General features: G+C 40.5%; 13 protein-coding genes. 9 read left to right on the top strand and 4 right to left on the bottom strand.

Annotated elements, in window-relative coordinates; translation table 11 throughout:
* Positions 1–5 precede the first annotated feature (5 nt).
* Together menA and ACHUFV_RS22630 are read right to left on the bottom strand one after the other, a co-directional pair.
* Entirely contained in the window at positions 6–944 is a 939-nt protein-coding gene (gene menA / locus ACHUFV_RS22625) for a 1,4-dihydroxy-2-naphthoate polyprenyltransferase (RefSeq protein WP_394238106.1), read from the bottom strand.
* 27 nt (positions 945–971) lie between these two features.
* Entirely contained in the window at positions 972–2,030 is a 1,059-nt protein-coding gene (locus tag ACHUFV_RS22630) for an FAD:protein FMN transferase (RefSeq protein WP_394238108.1), read from the bottom strand.
* Positions 2,031–2,628: 598 nt separating this feature from the next.
* On the opposite strand from ACHUFV_RS22630, the gene ACHUFV_RS22635 reads away from it, so the two are divergent.
* The 3 genes from ACHUFV_RS22635 (at position 2,629) to ACHUFV_RS22645 (ending at position 5,599) form a co-directional block, all read left to right on the top strand.
* The gene (locus ACHUFV_RS22635; protein ID WP_394238110.1) at positions 2,629–4,479 is read left to right on the top strand and encodes an FAD-dependent oxidoreductase; all 1,851 of its coding nucleotides are present in this window, start codon (positions 2,629–2,631) and stop codon (positions 4,477–4,479) included.
* Positions 4,480–4,612: 133 nt separating this feature from the next.
* Positions 4,613–5,059 carry a NusG domain II-containing protein gene (locus ACHUFV_RS22640; protein ID WP_394238112.1) on the top strand — a complete coding sequence of 149 codons (447 nt, stop codon included), beginning with the start codon at positions 4,613–4,615 and terminating at the stop codon, positions 5,057–5,059.
* A 15-nt stretch (positions 5,060–5,074) separates the two neighbouring features.
* The gene (locus tag ACHUFV_RS22645) at positions 5,075–5,599 is read left to right on the top strand and encodes a Gx transporter family protein (RefSeq protein ID WP_394238114.1); all 525 of its coding nucleotides are present in this window, start codon (positions 5,075–5,077) and stop codon (positions 5,597–5,599) included.
* 533 nt (positions 5,600–6,132) lie between these two features.
* Here the strand turns inward: ACHUFV_RS22645 and pepT are convergent.
* Complete coding sequence (gene pepT, locus ACHUFV_RS22650) at positions 6,133–7,374, bottom strand: peptidase T (protein WP_394238116.1); 1,242 nt, start codon at positions 7,372–7,374, stop codon at positions 6,133–6,135.
* A gap of 123 nt (positions 7,375–7,497) precedes the next feature.
* Positions 7,498–8,751: a dicarboxylate/amino acid:cation symporter gene (locus ACHUFV_RS22655; RefSeq protein WP_394238118.1), complete on the bottom strand. Its 1,254-nt coding sequence runs from the start codon at positions 8,749–8,751 to the stop codon at positions 7,498–7,500.
* A gap of 176 nt (positions 8,752–8,927) precedes the next feature.
* Here ACHUFV_RS22655 and ACHUFV_RS22660 point away from each other — a divergent pair, with 176 nt between their 5' ends.
* The 6 genes from ACHUFV_RS22660 (at position 8,928) to ACHUFV_RS22685 (ending at position 13,868) form a co-directional block, all read left to right on the top strand.
* Positions 8,928–9,494, top strand: a complete 567-nt coding sequence (locus tag ACHUFV_RS22660; RefSeq protein WP_394238120.1) for an FAD-dependent oxidoreductase — start codon at positions 8,928–8,930, stop codon at positions 9,492–9,494.
* A 197-nt stretch (positions 9,495–9,691) separates the two neighbouring features.
* Complete coding sequence (locus ACHUFV_RS22665; RefSeq protein ID WP_394238122.1) at positions 9,692–10,447, top strand: threonine/serine exporter family protein; 756 nt, start codon at positions 9,692–9,694, stop codon at positions 10,445–10,447.
* Between the two features lie 51 nt (positions 10,448–10,498).
* Positions 10,499–10,978, top strand: coding sequence for a threonine/serine exporter family protein (locus ACHUFV_RS22670; protein WP_394238124.1), 480 nt, complete (start codon positions 10,499–10,501; stop codon positions 10,976–10,978).
* A gap of 113 nt (positions 10,979–11,091) precedes the next feature.
* On the top strand, positions 11,092–12,000 hold the full coding sequence (locus ACHUFV_RS22675; protein ID WP_394238126.1) for an NAD(P)/FAD-dependent oxidoreductase: 909 nt from the start codon (positions 11,092–11,094) through the stop codon (positions 11,998–12,000).
* A gap of 29 nt (positions 12,001–12,029) precedes the next feature.
* Positions 12,030–12,518: a Cys-tRNA(Pro) deacylase gene (gene ybaK / locus ACHUFV_RS22680; RefSeq protein WP_394238128.1), complete on the top strand. Its 489-nt coding sequence runs from the start codon at positions 12,030–12,032 to the stop codon at positions 12,516–12,518.
* A 252-nt stretch (positions 12,519–12,770) separates the two neighbouring features.
* Positions 12,771–13,868 carry a PRK06851 family protein gene (locus tag ACHUFV_RS22685; RefSeq protein ID WP_394238130.1) on the top strand — a complete coding sequence of 366 codons (1,098 nt, stop codon included), beginning with the start codon at positions 12,771–12,773 and terminating at the stop codon, positions 13,866–13,868.
* The last annotated feature ends 383 nt before the right edge of the window (positions 13,869–14,251 follow it).

The following is a 14,251-nucleotide window of genomic DNA, read 5'->3' on the forward strand; positions in this document are numbered from 1 at the left end:
CCTCCTTACATAATGAAAGAAACGACCATCATCATAATAATAGAGCCGTTCACCAAAACTAAATTTTTAATGGCCAGATGAAACGTTTCAGATTTTATTTGCTTCTTATTAAAAAGAGTTATATGTTTCGATACTGGAATGATAATTAATAGACTAAGCAGCATAATTGTCGGTAACACATCAAATAATACAGCCGTCAAAATTGATACAAATGTAGCTATATAAAGCACATTATAGAGAGCAATAGCTGTTTTTTTACCAATATAATATGGCAGTGTAAAGCGTAAATTCTTAATATCATCCTCAAGATCACAGATATTATTAGCTAACATAATATTGGCAATGGTGAAGATACACGGAAGGGAAACCCAAACAATTTCACCCAATAGAGCAAGATTCATCCCAAGGGTCAGCGTGTGTCCATCTAAGATTAAATTTGCAATGCCCTGATCATAAGCATTTACATACACTATTAAAAATAGGATTCCAAATCCCATTGTGACGCCGGAGAAAACTTCACCAAGCGGCATACGGGAAATAGGAACAGGCCCATAGGTATAAAAGACTCCGATAATAAAGCAAATGATACCAAGGAAAAGGACAAGGAGATCTGTGCGAAAAACAAGCCAAATGCCGAGTGCTGTTGCAATCAATAACATGGTAATAATGGTATTTCTCACTAACCGTACAGAAATGTTAGCCTGTCCGATAATATTTTCTCTTTTACGATATTCATCCGTTGTCGCTTTTTTATAATCCATATAATTATTAATAGCTGTTGTTGTTAAATCGAATATTAGCATAGATGAAAAAAATATAACTGTATTTAACGGTTTAAAGGTCTCAAATCGATATACAACAAAGAGCAAGCCTACTAAGAATGGAAATAGGCTTGCCACTTTTGTTTGGATTTCGATGAGTTTTAAAAAGGTACGCAGTGACATAAGATGTTCCTCCTTAAGGAGCCGGCCTTAATTAGCCAGCTCAAATTCATCGTTCGTTAACTCGAAGTTCTTTTTTAATCCGGAAGTGATATACACTTTATTATCGGTACTAATGAAGATAGCTTCCACACCTTTAAAGTTCTCAACAAATTCAAGTCCACCTTGAATTCCCTTTGAAAAAAGGGAGGTTGAAAGTCCGTCGCCGTCAATCGATTTTTCAGATACAATCGACACACCTGCAATGTCATTGTTAAAAGGATAGCCGTCATCAGGATTTAACAAATGATGATATGTTTTTCCGTCTACTTCTAGGTAACGCTCGTAAATACCAGAGGTAACAATGGACTTATTCTTTTCAGAAATTTTTCCAATGGTTTCTCCTCTTGATAATAATGGGTTTTGGATTCCAACTGTCCAGTCTCTTCCTGAAGGATTATTTCCCAAGACATAAATATTGCCGCCTAGGTCAACAATGGCTGTAGTTACATTGTTTGCCTTTAGCACTTCAACCACTTCATCAGTGATAAATCCTTTAGCAATTGCACCTAAATCCAGCATCATTCCCGGATTCTTCAAAAACACTGTTTGTTCTTTTTTATTTAATTCAACCTGTTCATAATCGATTAAAGGCAGTACTGCATCAATTTCAGACTGCTCTGGCTTTCGGGCATCAGGAAAGCCGATGCGCCAAAGATTTGTCAGAGGTCCGATTGAGATATCGAAACTACCCTTTGTATCGACGCTGTACGCCTCACCAGCTTGAATCAGCTCATAAATATCCTTTGATACTTTTACCGGTTCAACGCCAGCCTTTCTGTTGACTTCATCAATCTCAGACTTTTTTTCATTTTCATTTACTGTAATATGTGCCGCCAAGTACTTTATACGATCAAAGGCTTTCTCTAAAACCTCTTCTTTTCCCTCGTCATAAATTTTCACGGTAACAACTGTTCCCATTAGAAATTCGGTTTTCTTATATGGGCTTGTCAGTAGTTTAGGTTCCTTTGCTTCTTTTTCCTGCCCTGCACAGCCGGAGAGAAATAAAAGGAATATCAATAGGATCGATAAGAGTTTGTTTTTCTTCATAATTATTCAAACCTTTCTTTTCGAAAAGACCTTCTCAAAGTCTCTAACGCTTTTATTGAATGTTAGTATGAGTGAAATCATTATTTCTGCAGATAATAACGTTACTATTTAATAGGGATAGTATTTCCAACTTTAGTGCAGGTATGAGGTTTTTGTTTTTTGCTTAATGATTATTCTCCTTTATATAGCATACTAAATTCACTTGGACCTTAAGTCCTATAAAAGGGTAATTTTTACCTCTGTTGTACAGAGGGTAGTGGGAGGCAATTCCCCTCCACCTTCCAATTATGCATAGTTACCTATATTATAGGACAAACTCATAATAGCTTTTTTTATATGAGATGTCTATGGGAGTAAGAGCGTGATATAAGGCTGTTTTTGAATGAAGTGATAGAAAGAAATGTGATTATTTCGCTGAAAATATAGACTTTATTATGGTAATTATAGAGTTTTTATACATTTCGTGAACATGTCTATTTTTGTTAACTTTTAGTGAACAGTATAGACAGTATCTATCAATCTGTGTAGTATATAGGTTGTGGTTGTTCATTTATTCACAATGAGAATTAATATCAACTTTTAGAGGGGAATGAGTCAATTGGCAGAGAAAAAGATAGTTGTCATCGGTGCGGGTTATGCCGGTGTACATGCAGCCAAAAAACTTGCAAAGAAATATAAACGTGACGATTCAGTATCAATTACATTAATTGATCGCCATTCATACCATGTAATGATGACAGAGCTTCATGAAGTTGCTGCAAATCGTGTTGAACCGAAAGATATCCAATTTGATTTACGCAGACTGTTTAACCGTACAAAAGTTAAGTTAGTGACAGATAACGTAAAGAAAGTTGATCATGATAAAAAGGTAATCACAACAGAGCACGGCTCTTATCCATATGATTATGTAGTTTTAGCAATGGGCGGCGAGGCAAATGACTTTGGAACACCTGGTGTCGGCGAGCATGGTTTCACGCTTTGGTCATGGGAAGCAGCTGTAAGATTACGTGAGCATATCGAGCATACAGTACGCAAGGCAGCGAATGTTCAAGATCCAGCAACACGTAAAGCCATGCTGACTTTTACTGTCTGCGGTTCCGGTTTTACTGGAATTGAAATGGTCGGTGAATTAATTGAGTGGAAAACAGGGCTTGCGAGAGAATACAAGCTGGATGAAGAGGATTTTACATTATACGTAGTAGAAGCTGCACCAACCATTTTAAATATGCTTGATCGTACAGATGCGGATAAAGCTGAACGCTATTTAGTAAAACAAGGTGTAAAAATCTTAAAGAACGCACCAATTGTTGAAGTAAAAGCTGAATCCATTGTATTAAAGTCAGGCGAAGAAATTCCAACACATACATTAATTTGGACTGCTGGTGTTAAAGCTAACTCCGATACAAAGGATTACGGAATGTCATCAGGCCGTGCTGGGCGCTTAATCGTTAACGAGTACATGGAAGCTGAAGGCAAAAAAGACACATATGTTGTCGGTGACTTAGCTTATTATGAAGAAGATGGCAAGCCGATTCCGCAAATCGTTGAAGCAGCTGAACAAACAGGTGCAACAGCAGCGAAAAACATCATTGCTGCAATCAGCGGCGGGGAAAAGACGGCATTCCATGGTAAATACCATGGTACGATGGTTTCAATCGGCGGAAGATATGGTGTAGCAAACCTAAGCGGTATGCGTCTAAGCGGCTGGTTAGCAAACTTCATGAAGCATATGGTTAATATCTATTATTTCCTAACAATCGGAAGCGGATATTATATTTGGCAATATATTAAGCATGAGATTTTTCATACAAAGGACAAACGAAATATCTTCCGTGATGTAACAACACGCTACGGAAACGTTATTTGGAGCTTCCCATTACGTCTATTCCTAGGTTGGTTCTGGATTGAAGAAGGCGGTAAGAAGATTTTCGGTGAAACAAACTGGGCAGCAGGCAAATTTAGTGTTGGTGATGATTCTTGGCTTGTAAGTGAATCTGTAAAAATGCCTTTCGAATGGTTACAAACTGCAACAACAGGTGCCAGTGCAGCCGCAGAAGGCGCTTCTGAAACGACTACCGTAGTTGCTCCTACTGTATTACAATCAATGCCAGATTGGTTTGCAGCAATCATGAAGCTTATGATGCCAACTCCAGAAGTGGCAATTGCAATGCAGCAGATGGTTGGTTTTGCAGAATTTATTATGGGTATTGCACTTGTACTTGGGCTTTTCACTTGGCTTTTCAATTTTGTAAGCATCAGTATGCTAATAATGTTTACTTTAACAGCTATGCTTGGCTGGGATAAATTCTGGGCGTTACCTGCTTCTTTCGCATTAATGAACGGTGCTGGAAGATTCCTTGGTTTAGATTACTATGTATTACCAGCTTTAGCAAAAGGGCTTGGCGGATGGTGGTACGGTAAAGAACGTTCTATCTACAAGGATAAATAAAATAGATCAACAGAGTAAAGCGTGAGGTATTTATGTCTCGCGCTTTATTATCTTTACATAATAAATATCTTTTGTTACTGCAGGCTGATGGTTATACTATACGGTAGCAATTATTGATAAGGAGTGAAAAGAATTGAAGGGATTTTCCTCCATGATTAAGCGATGGGATATTATTGTAACTCTCGTTCTTGTGCTGCTTTCTTTTCTTCCTGCTGCTTTATTTAGTTACCAACAGGCCGAGAAAAGCAATGCTGTTCAAGGTGACGGTACAGGTGAGCCTCCGGTTTATGTTGCGGTCATTTCCGTCAACAATGAGGAAGTCAAACGGATTACTCTAACGGGGAATACGAAAAATGAAGTATTTGATGTGTTCAGTTCGGACAAAGATTATAATACGGTAGAGGTAAGGGGCGAGGAGATCCGTATCAAGGGAGCAAACTGTGCGGATCAGGTTTGTGTTCAATTCGGGTTTCTTTCCAAGCCTGGTGAAACGGCCGTTTGTCTGCCGCATAATTTTATCATAGAAATTGAATCTATCGGTGGTTCAGCAATCGAGGATGAACCGATTATCAGTTCATAGATTGAGGTATATAAAATGACAAAAAATCAGCGCATTGTATACATAGCCTTATTAGCGGCTCAAGCTGTCATTATTAGCATACTCGAACGGGCCATTCCCTTTCCCTTTGCCATTGCTCCTGGGGCTAAATTAGGTATGGCTAATATTATCACTTGTATGGCTCTATACACCCTGTCGGTAAAGGATGTCACAAAAGTAGTGTTAATTCGCATTACCCTTTCTGCTTTATTAGGCGGCAACCTGTCATCCTTTATGTACAGTGCATCCGGTGCAATCTTGAGCTTATTGGGAATGATTCTCGTTAAACAATTAGGACCATCACGGATTAGTTTAATCGGAGTAAGTGTGGCAGGCGCCATCATGCATAATGTCGGGCAGCTGTTGATTGCCAGCTGGATTGCTCAAACATGGACTGTGTTACTTTACTTACCAGTTATGTCCTTTATCGGCATCCTGTCTGGAATCGCGATTGGCATTATCGCTAATTATCTTCTGACACATGTAGAGAAGTTAGTTTATTATCGGTATTTGAATGAATAGAAGGTTTGTGCAAGGCTCCTGAGTTACTTGGGGCCTTTTTGCGTTTTGGGGTGCTTGATGAAGGATAAAAGGAGAGAGTAAGCTTCGAAAATGTCTTTCATAAGGGTTCTGAAGGACAACAAGGAGTGGGTGAGTCAGAAAGATGTCTTTCATAAGGGTTCTGAAGGACAACAAGGAGTGAGTAAGTCGGAGAAATGTCTTTCATAAGGGTTCTGAAGGACAACAAGGAGTGAGTGAGCCAGAGAAATGTCCTTCATAAGGGTTCTGAAGGACAACAAGGAGTGAGTAAGTCGAAGAAATGTCCTTCATAAGGGTTCTGAAGGACAACAAGGAGTGAGTGAGCCAGAGAAATGTCCTTCATAAGGGTTCTGAAGGACAAATAAGTTTGACTAGGCTTGGATTATGTCCTTTATCCAATTTCTTAAGGATAAAAAACGAAAGCCCTACATAAAAAAGTCCTTCATCATATTAATGAAGGACTACGCTTTTAATAAAGAGATCTCACAATTATTTCCCGTGCAATGATTAAGCTGTTACTTCTTCTCAATTCCAGCTGCAGTCAGCTTGATTATCTCAACAATCACCTTTGCCGCCAAAACCATATTTTCTACGGATACGTATTCAAAGCGGCCGTGGAAGTTCTCGCCACCTGCAAAAATATTTGGTGTCGGCAGTCCCATATAAGATAGCTGTGAGCCATCTGTTCCTCCGCGAATCGGCTTTACGATTGGCTTGATGCCAAGATTCTCCATAGCCTGATAGGCAACATCCACAATTTCCTTAACGGGTTCAATTTTTTCACCCATATTATAATATTGATCATTTAACTCGAGCTGCACTCGTTCCTCGCCATATTGCTTACGGATCTCATCCACAAGTGAAACGACGGTCTCTTTCCGAGCTTCAAACTTTTCGCGGTCATGATCCCGAATGATGTAATGAAGGACCGTTTCTTCAACATCGCCATGGAAGGAAAGGAGATGATAAAAGCCTTCATAGCCTTCAGTATGCTCTGGCGCTTCATTGACTGGAAGTCGGCTGTTATAATCCATCGCCATCTTTGTTGAATTGACCATTTTCCCTTTAGCGGATCCAGGATGAACGTTTGTGCCCTTGAACGTTATTTTAGCAGCGGCTGCATTGAAGCTTTCGTATTCCAACTCACCTAGCGGACCGCCGTCAACTGTATAGGCATGCGAGGCGTTAAAGGCTTCAACATTAAATTTATGCGGGCCTCTGCCAATTTCCTCATCCGGTGTAAAAGCAACCCGGACCTTACCATGCTCAATCTCAGGATGCTGAATGAGGTAGTCCATTGCCGTCATAATTTCTGCAATTCCGGCTTTATCATCTGCGCCAAGCAGGGTTGTTCCATCTGTTGTGATAAGTGTATGTCCTATGTAATTAGCTAATTCAGGGAATTGCCCTGGTGTAAGCTTGATTTGTAAAGACTCATTTAATACAATTTCGTTTCCATCATAGTTCTCGACAAGTTGTGGCTTTACGTCTTTGCCGGTAAAGTCAGTGGCTGTATCTACATGGGATAAAAATCCGATTGTCGGAACCTGCTTTTCTGTATTAGCTGGAAGGGTAGCCATGACATAACCGTTTTCATCAATCGTTACCTCTTCCATGCCGATTGCCTTTAACTCGTCAACCAGCATATTAGCCAGTGTCAGCTGCCCGGGTGTGGATGGACAGTTTTCATTATCTGCGTTTGACTGGGTATCCACTTTAACATAGGAAGTAAATCGTTTAATCATATCATCCTTCATCGACATCAACTCCTATTATCTAATAGTAATACTATATCACCTTTTTGTTAAAATATGAAAAAAGTGCCAGGTACCACAGATGGACAATGTATCGTACTTTGTCCTTTTGTGGTGCCTGACACCCTAAATTGGTAGTGTTTTTTTGAGCCAGTTTTTGCCTTCGACGAGACGGGTTACCATCATGGCGCAGACGGTGTTGCCTGTTGAATTAAGAAGGGTTGCCGGTGCATCGATAATCGTACTGATGACAGCGATGATTGGCAGTACCTCAGGCGGGAATCCGAATACGCTGAGAATCAGCATTTCTCCGATCATACCTCCCCCTGGAATAGCACCCATTACGGCACCAACGAGGAAGGAAACACCAATGATGCTGACAATGCTTGAAATGCTGGTCATGTCCCTGCCGAATAAGCTGAATAAGAAAACAATTTTTAGGACTCCACCAAACACTGAGCCGTCCTTATGAGTATTGGCGCCGAGTGGAATAATCGTTTCGGCAATATCATTCGGTACACCCATCTTTTTCACTGCAGCAAGGTTAATCGGGATACATGCAGCACTCGAGCAGGTGGCAATCGCTGAAATAGACGGTGTAATGGCATTTCTCCAAAAAACGCTAATTCCTTCCCTGCCACCCGAAATAAAGGCATAAAGGGTAAAGAAACCAAAGTAATAAATAATAGAAAGAATTAAATAGAGGACAAATGCTCTTACATAGCCTTCTAAGATTTGCGGTCCAAGCTCACCAATAATGGCCGCGAAGTAACAGCCAAGTCCAATCGGGGCATAATACATAAGGATGGAGACCATTTTCATCATCACAGCTGAACCAGCTGTTAATAGGTTTGAAACAGGCTTTGCTTTTTCACCGACTAGAGCTGTTGCGAGTCCGAAGATCAGTGAGAATATGATTAATTGCAGCATATTGCTTTTTGAAAAAAGGAATTGAAAATCACCAACGGTAAAGGTATTAACCAATTGGGCGAGAAGTGATACTTCTTCGGTAGGTTCTTCAGCTGTTATCGTATCCATAAGTTCCTTGATATGTAAGGTATCTGCATTCTCTAGCGGGTTCATGATACTTGTACCGGTAAAGCCGAGGACGGCAGAAATAGCAGCTGTCAAAAGAAACACGAGAAAAATACTGCCCATGATTTTTCCGAGCCGTTTCATTCCATTCATATTTGCAATAGCAGAAGCGATGCTGAAAAAGACAAGCGGGACAATAATTGTAAACATTAAATTAAGAAATAAATCTCCGAATGGCTTAACGACAACCGCTTTAGGACCAAAAATGAGTCCAGCTATCCCTCCAATGATAATTGCTCCTAATAGAATCAGAGATGCTTTATAGCTGTTGAAAAGATTCCTCATAACTAGACGACTTCCTTTACTAAAATAATAGAATGAATGAATCAACTATATTATGAGGTTTCTAAAATTACATTACAATAACATCCGAATGAAAATAGAGCGTTTTATTTTACTTTTTAATTGGGAAGAATTAAGGTTAAAGAAGACTTAATTCAATAAAGAAAGGGTGGATACATATGTACGAAATAGCTATTATTGGTGGAGGCCCTGCAGGGGGAAGCGCGGCGTTATTTGCTGCAAAGGCAGGAAAGAAAACACTTTTACTTGATTCAAATAAAAGCATGACAGCAAGAGCTTGGATGGAAAACCATTACAGCGTTGAAGCGATTGCAGGACCGGACATGCTTGAAGTCGGAAAAAAACAAGCAGAAAAATTCGGCGCTGAAATCAAAGAAGAAACAGTTACGAATATTACTGGTGAAGCAGGCTCATTTGTCATTGAAACTGAAAGCGGTTCTAAATATGAAGCAGGACATATCGTTATTGCAACAGGTGCTTTAACAAATCTTGCTGAAGGCTTAGGAATTGAAACAAAAGAGCACAGAGAGCCAAGATTTAAAACAGCTATCGTTGTTAATGCAGACGGTGAAACAAATAGAAAGGGAATTTGGGCTGCTGGTGTAGCTGCAGGAGTAAGTGCACATACCATTGTAACAGCTGGTGACGGTGCCCGCGTTACAATTAATGTAATCAGTGAACTAAATGGTGAACGCTATGTTGACCATGATGTATTAAAAGCCTAATAGGGCAGGCATTTCAAACAAGAGCAAAAGCGACGTATTGTCTGTCTTCGAATAATAGTATTCTAAAAAAATATTTATAGTAGAAAAGTCTTGTCATTTTCAGTTGACAAGGCTTTTTTTATGGTATAAATGTTAACTATTGAATAACAATACCGATGAAAAAGACCATGATAGAAAGCATAAAGTGAGGTGGACAAATGCGCTTAAGTAATAATCAAATCGCAAGAATCGTAGAGCTTTGTTTGCTTGCTGGTGAAATTATGATCAAGAGCGGGGCGGAAACCAGTCGTGTCGAGGATACAATGATGAGAATAGCAGCATCCTTTGGTGTTCCTGAGGCACAGAGCTTTGTCATCCCTACTGGAATTATCTTTTCCTCCAATCGAGAAGACCGCGCCAAGCTGGTCCGGGTTGCAGAGCGTTCAACCGATTTAGAAAAGGTGTCAATTGTAAACAGTATTTCCCGGCAAATAAGTAATGGAGAATTAACGGTTGAAGAGGCTTTGACAAAATTGAAAAAGGTTGCTAAAGCCGATTTATCGTACCCGTTGTGGTTGCAAATTCTTTGTGCAGCACTTGCCAGCGGCTGCTTTTTAATTATGTTTCAAGGTGTTTGGCGAGATTTTATTCCGGCAATGATTGCCGGTGGAATTGGACATATGCTTTTTATTTATCTACACAAATACATAAAGGTAAAGTTTTTCGCTGAAGGTGTATCCTCCTTAGCTATTGGTTTGCTGGCGGCTTTAGCGATCTATAGCGGCTTCGGTACGAACATTGACACGATTATTATTTCATCTGTTATGCCACTCGTTCCAGGGCTATTGATTACGAATGCAGTACGTGATTTAATGGACGGTCATTTAATGTCTGCTCTTGCAAAGGGTGCAGATGCCTTTCTGACAGCTTTAGCGATTGGATCGGGAATTGCAGTTGTTGTTGCCTTTATTTAACATTCAGCGAATAGGATCAATGACGACAAGGATAGAGAGGAGTCGGATGAAATGGCTGTTATTATCCAGCAGTTAGTTACAAGCTATATTGCCTCTGCTGCTTTTGGTTTGCTTTTCAATGTACCGAGGAAACAGCTGCTGCAAGGTGGATTGTCCGGGATGCTCGGTTGGATTTTCTACTTTCTGCTTGCTCAATATGGAATGAATGCCGAGCTCGCCTCTATTTTTGCCTCAATCATGATTGGCGGTATTGGCCAAGCCTTTGCAAAGGTGTATAAGCAGCCGGTCATCGTCTTTAATGTTTCGGGGATCATTCCACTGGTTCCCGGAGGCCTTGCATATGATGCGATGCGTCACTTTGTCAGTAATGATTATAATATTGCGATCCAGCTCGCTGCAAAAGCATTCCTCATTTCAGGTGGCATTGCGGCAGGCCTCGTCGTGTCAGAGGTGTTTACCCGAATTATTGTTCAAAGTCGCTTAAAAAAGGTAGAGGCGGCAAAGCCGGGGTCTATTTTTAAAAGACAGTAATCTCATAAATGAAAAAGATGTTCTCTGACATGGGATTCCTCTAATTGGATAAGCTAATCATACGAGCTAGCATTCTATGCAGCTGGCAGTGGATTAGCTGGGAGTGATGGTAAATGGTGTACAATTGTCTTATTATTGGCGGCGGAATTGCAGGCTTACAGGCTGCCATTCAATTAGGCAGATATATGCATAAAGTACTTGTGATTGATTCTGAAGATGGGCGCTCGAGCTTGTGCAGAAGCTATCATAATATACTAGGGTATCCAGATGGAGTGAGCGGTGACCATCTCAGAGAGCTGGGAAGAAAGCAAGCTGAAGCATTAGGTGTGGAGTTTTTAAAAGGGAAAGCTGAGACTGCTGCTATGACAGAGTCGGACTTTGAGGTGACCGTTTCGAATGGAGAAACGTATAGCAGCAAACGCCTGTTGCTGGCTACAGGCGTTATGGACCGAATTCCACCCGAGCTGCTGCCTTCCTTGAGACCATGCCTCGGAATTAGTGTCTATGTGTGCCCTGACTGCGATGGATATCAAGTAAAAGGAAAACGTACAATTGTGATTGGGGCCGGTGCTACAGGAGTTGATATGGTTAAAACACTGTCCTATTGGACAACGGATCTGATCTATATTAATCATGAACAGAAGCCTATTACGAAAGAGGATCGGGAGTTTTTTCAAGAAAAAAGTATTCCATACATAGAAGCAGGAATTAAGAAAACATTAGCAAATGAAGCACAGCTGGAAGGGTTTTTATTAGAAAATGGGGAAACAATTGAGGGAAACCATGCCTTTATTGCTTTTGGTGGAAATGAAGTACGGTCACAGCTTGCTAAGCAGCTGGGGGTAGAGTTATTGGAAAATAAACATATGATTTGTGACCCGCGAACAAAGATGACAAATATTCGCAGAGTTTGGGCAGCTGGTGATGTTGCAGCACATTCCGAGCAGGTGACGATTGCAATGGGCGAAGGCTCACAGGCTGCTATATGGATTCATAAGGATATCATTCAAGATCAGGAATAGCTGGGTATACAAAAGTGAGGAGAAACGGGATGGCTCAGATAAAGACAAATGCGATGCGGATTTTGGATGCAAAAAAGATCAGTTACGGAATGAAGACATATGAAGCTGCCGATGGAAAAATAGATGGAGTTTCTGTTGCGCAAAAGGTAAACAGAGACCCAAAGGAAGTTTATAAAACACTGGTTACACAAGGGACAAGTAAGGGCATTTATGTTTTTGTCATTCCAGTCGAAGAGGAGCTGGACCTCAAAAAGGCCGCTAAGGCTGCGAAGGAAAAGAAAGTCGATATGATTGCTGTTAAGGATATTCAAAAACTGACCGGCTACATTCGAGGCGGCTGCTCACCGGTTGGGATGAAAAAGCAGTACCCGACGTTTATAGAGAAGTGTGCAGAAGGGTTAGAGCAAATGGTCGTTAGCGGCGGAAAAATTGGCGTGCAAATTGAAATCAACCCGCAGGATCTCATGGGTGTTACAAATGGAGCCTTTGCTGACGTGGTTAAAGGGCATGAGGACTGATGAGATTTACTAGAGTGAAAGCGCACGATTACGTAAGATCCTTTTCGAATAAAGGGTCTTTTTTGTGTGAAAAAATAGTGCTAGCATAGGCTTTCACCCATTTATCCTGTTCTGCATATTGTAAAGAGAACTGACAAACAAAACTAGTGGAGGCGGCATGCCAACAGAAGGCTTTGCTGCCGAATTGAACTAGTAAAGCAGAGCTGGGTAATCCCAGTTCCTTAAAGTCATGATAACAGGGAGGAAATGTCTATGGCAGGCAAGGTCATTCGATATTTTGCTGGAGGTAACACCGCCCGTGGATTCTATAGCTTATTTGACTCCAACCTAGAAGGACTAGACAGAGTTTATATTTTAAAAGGCGGACCTGGGACGGGTAAATCCACATTGATGAAGGAGATAGGTGCTTACTGGTCAGAAAAGAATTTTAGCGTAGAATACTTACATTGTTCCTCAGACCCTGATTCGATTGACGGTGTCATTTTTCCTGAGTTAAAGCTAGGAATTGTTGATGGAACAGCACCGCATATCATTGAACCAAATCTTCCGGGAGCGGTCGAGGAATATGTAAATTTAGGTGAAGCATGGGATGCGAAGGCCTTAACAAAGCAGAAAGAAACGATTCAACAATTATCCATACAAGTCAGTCAGGCTTTCCAAGATGCCTATCAAACATTCGCTAAGGCATTGCGGGTTCATGATGATTGGGAAAAGATTTATATAGAAAGCATGGATTTTGATAAAGCAAACGAGCTGACAAATCAATTAATTGGAACCTTTTATGGGTCGATGACATTAAACAAACAATCGGACATCCGCCATCGGTTCCTCGGTGCTGCGACACCAAAAGGGGCGGTTGATTTTGTTCCGAATCTGACTGCAGGAATTAACAAGCGTTATTTTATAAAAGGTAGACCGGGTTCCGGCAAGTCAACGATGTTGAAAAGGATCGCTGCAGAAGGTGAAGCACGTGGGTTTGATCTGGAAATTTATCATTGCGGCTTTGATCCAAACAGCCTTGATATGGTGATTATCAGAGAATTGGGCATTGCCATCTTTGATAGTACAGCCCCGCATGAGTATTTCCCTAGCCGTGACGGTGATGAAATTATTGATATGTATGAAACCGTTATTGCCCCTGGTACTGATGAAATTTTTGCCGATCAAATTAAAGAAGTTGAGTCAAAATATAAGGCAAATATGCAAAAGGCTATTGGCTTTCTAGCGGATGCAAAAGCATTACGCGATGAATTGGAAGCTATTTATATTTCAACAATGGATTTTGAAGCTATTAATAGACAGAGAGAAAAGATTCAAGGTGAAATTCAGGAGATTGCTGCAGTAAAATAGAATTGTAGAAGGTAGAGGAAGGCATCTTTGAATGGATGCTTTCTTCTTACTTTGTGATTCTTAGAAGCTGGTGAAGAAGGAATAAAATCTGTTCATTAAACATGTAGATGGATAGATGAATTTTACTGTTTCTCTAGTTACCCATTTAACGATAGTAAAAATGTTTGAAAATATGTTGACTCGGTAAAAACGCCATGGTATAGTGTTAAATGTTGCTGTTGCGACGGCATATATAAGTTCTTTGAAAACTAAACAAATGCTAAACGTCAACGTTTTAACTTTTTTAGTCTTTTTAATAAAGACAACATGAGCAAGTCAAACAATCTTATTGGAGAGTTTGATCCTGGCTCAGGACGAACGCTGGCGGCGTGCCTAATACATGC

It is taken from the genome of Niallia oryzisoli (genome assembly GCF_043641075.1).
Classification (GTDB): domain Bacteria; phylum Bacillota; class Bacilli; order Bacillales; family Cytobacillaceae; genus Bacillus_BD; species Bacillus_BD oryzisoli_A.

Bases quoted from the DNA above. Each gene is read 5' to 3' on its own strand.
- ybaK (WP_394238128.1), top strand. From the start codon at position 12,030: ATGGCTCAGATAAAGACAAATGCGATGCGGATTTTGGATGCAAAAAAG.
- menA (WP_394238106.1), bottom strand. From the start codon at position 944: ATGTCACTGCGTACCTTTTTAAAACTCATCGAAATCCAAACAAAAGTG.
- ACHUFV_RS22655 (WP_394238118.1), bottom strand. From the start codon at position 8,751: ATGAGGAATCTTTTCAACAGCTATAAAGCATCTCTGATTCTATTAGGA.
- ACHUFV_RS22675 (WP_394238126.1), top strand. From the start codon at position 11,092: ATGGTGTACAATTGTCTTATTATTGGCGGCGGAATTGCAGGCTTACAG.
- ACHUFV_RS22630 (WP_394238108.1), bottom strand. From the start codon at position 2,030: ATGAAGAAAAACAAACTCTTATCGATCCTATTGATATTCCTTTTATTT.
- ACHUFV_RS22670 (WP_394238124.1), top strand. From the start codon at position 10,499: ATGGCTGTTATTATCCAGCAGTTAGTTACAAGCTATATTGCCTCTGCT.
- ACHUFV_RS22645 (WP_394238114.1), top strand. From the start codon at position 5,075: ATGACAAAAAATCAGCGCATTGTATACATAGCCTTATTAGCGGCTCAA.
- pepT (WP_394238116.1), bottom strand. From the start codon at position 7,374: ATGAAGGATGATATGATTAAACGATTTACTTCCTATGTTAAAGTGGAT.
- ACHUFV_RS22660 (WP_394238120.1), top strand. From the start codon at position 8,928: ATGTACGAAATAGCTATTATTGGTGGAGGCCCTGCAGGGGGAAGCGCG.
- ACHUFV_RS22685 (WP_394238130.1), top strand. From the start codon at position 12,771: ATGGCAGGCAAGGTCATTCGATATTTTGCTGGAGGTAACACCGCCCGT.
- ACHUFV_RS22665 (WP_394238122.1), top strand. From the start codon at position 9,692: ATGCGCTTAAGTAATAATCAAATCGCAAGAATCGTAGAGCTTTGTTTG.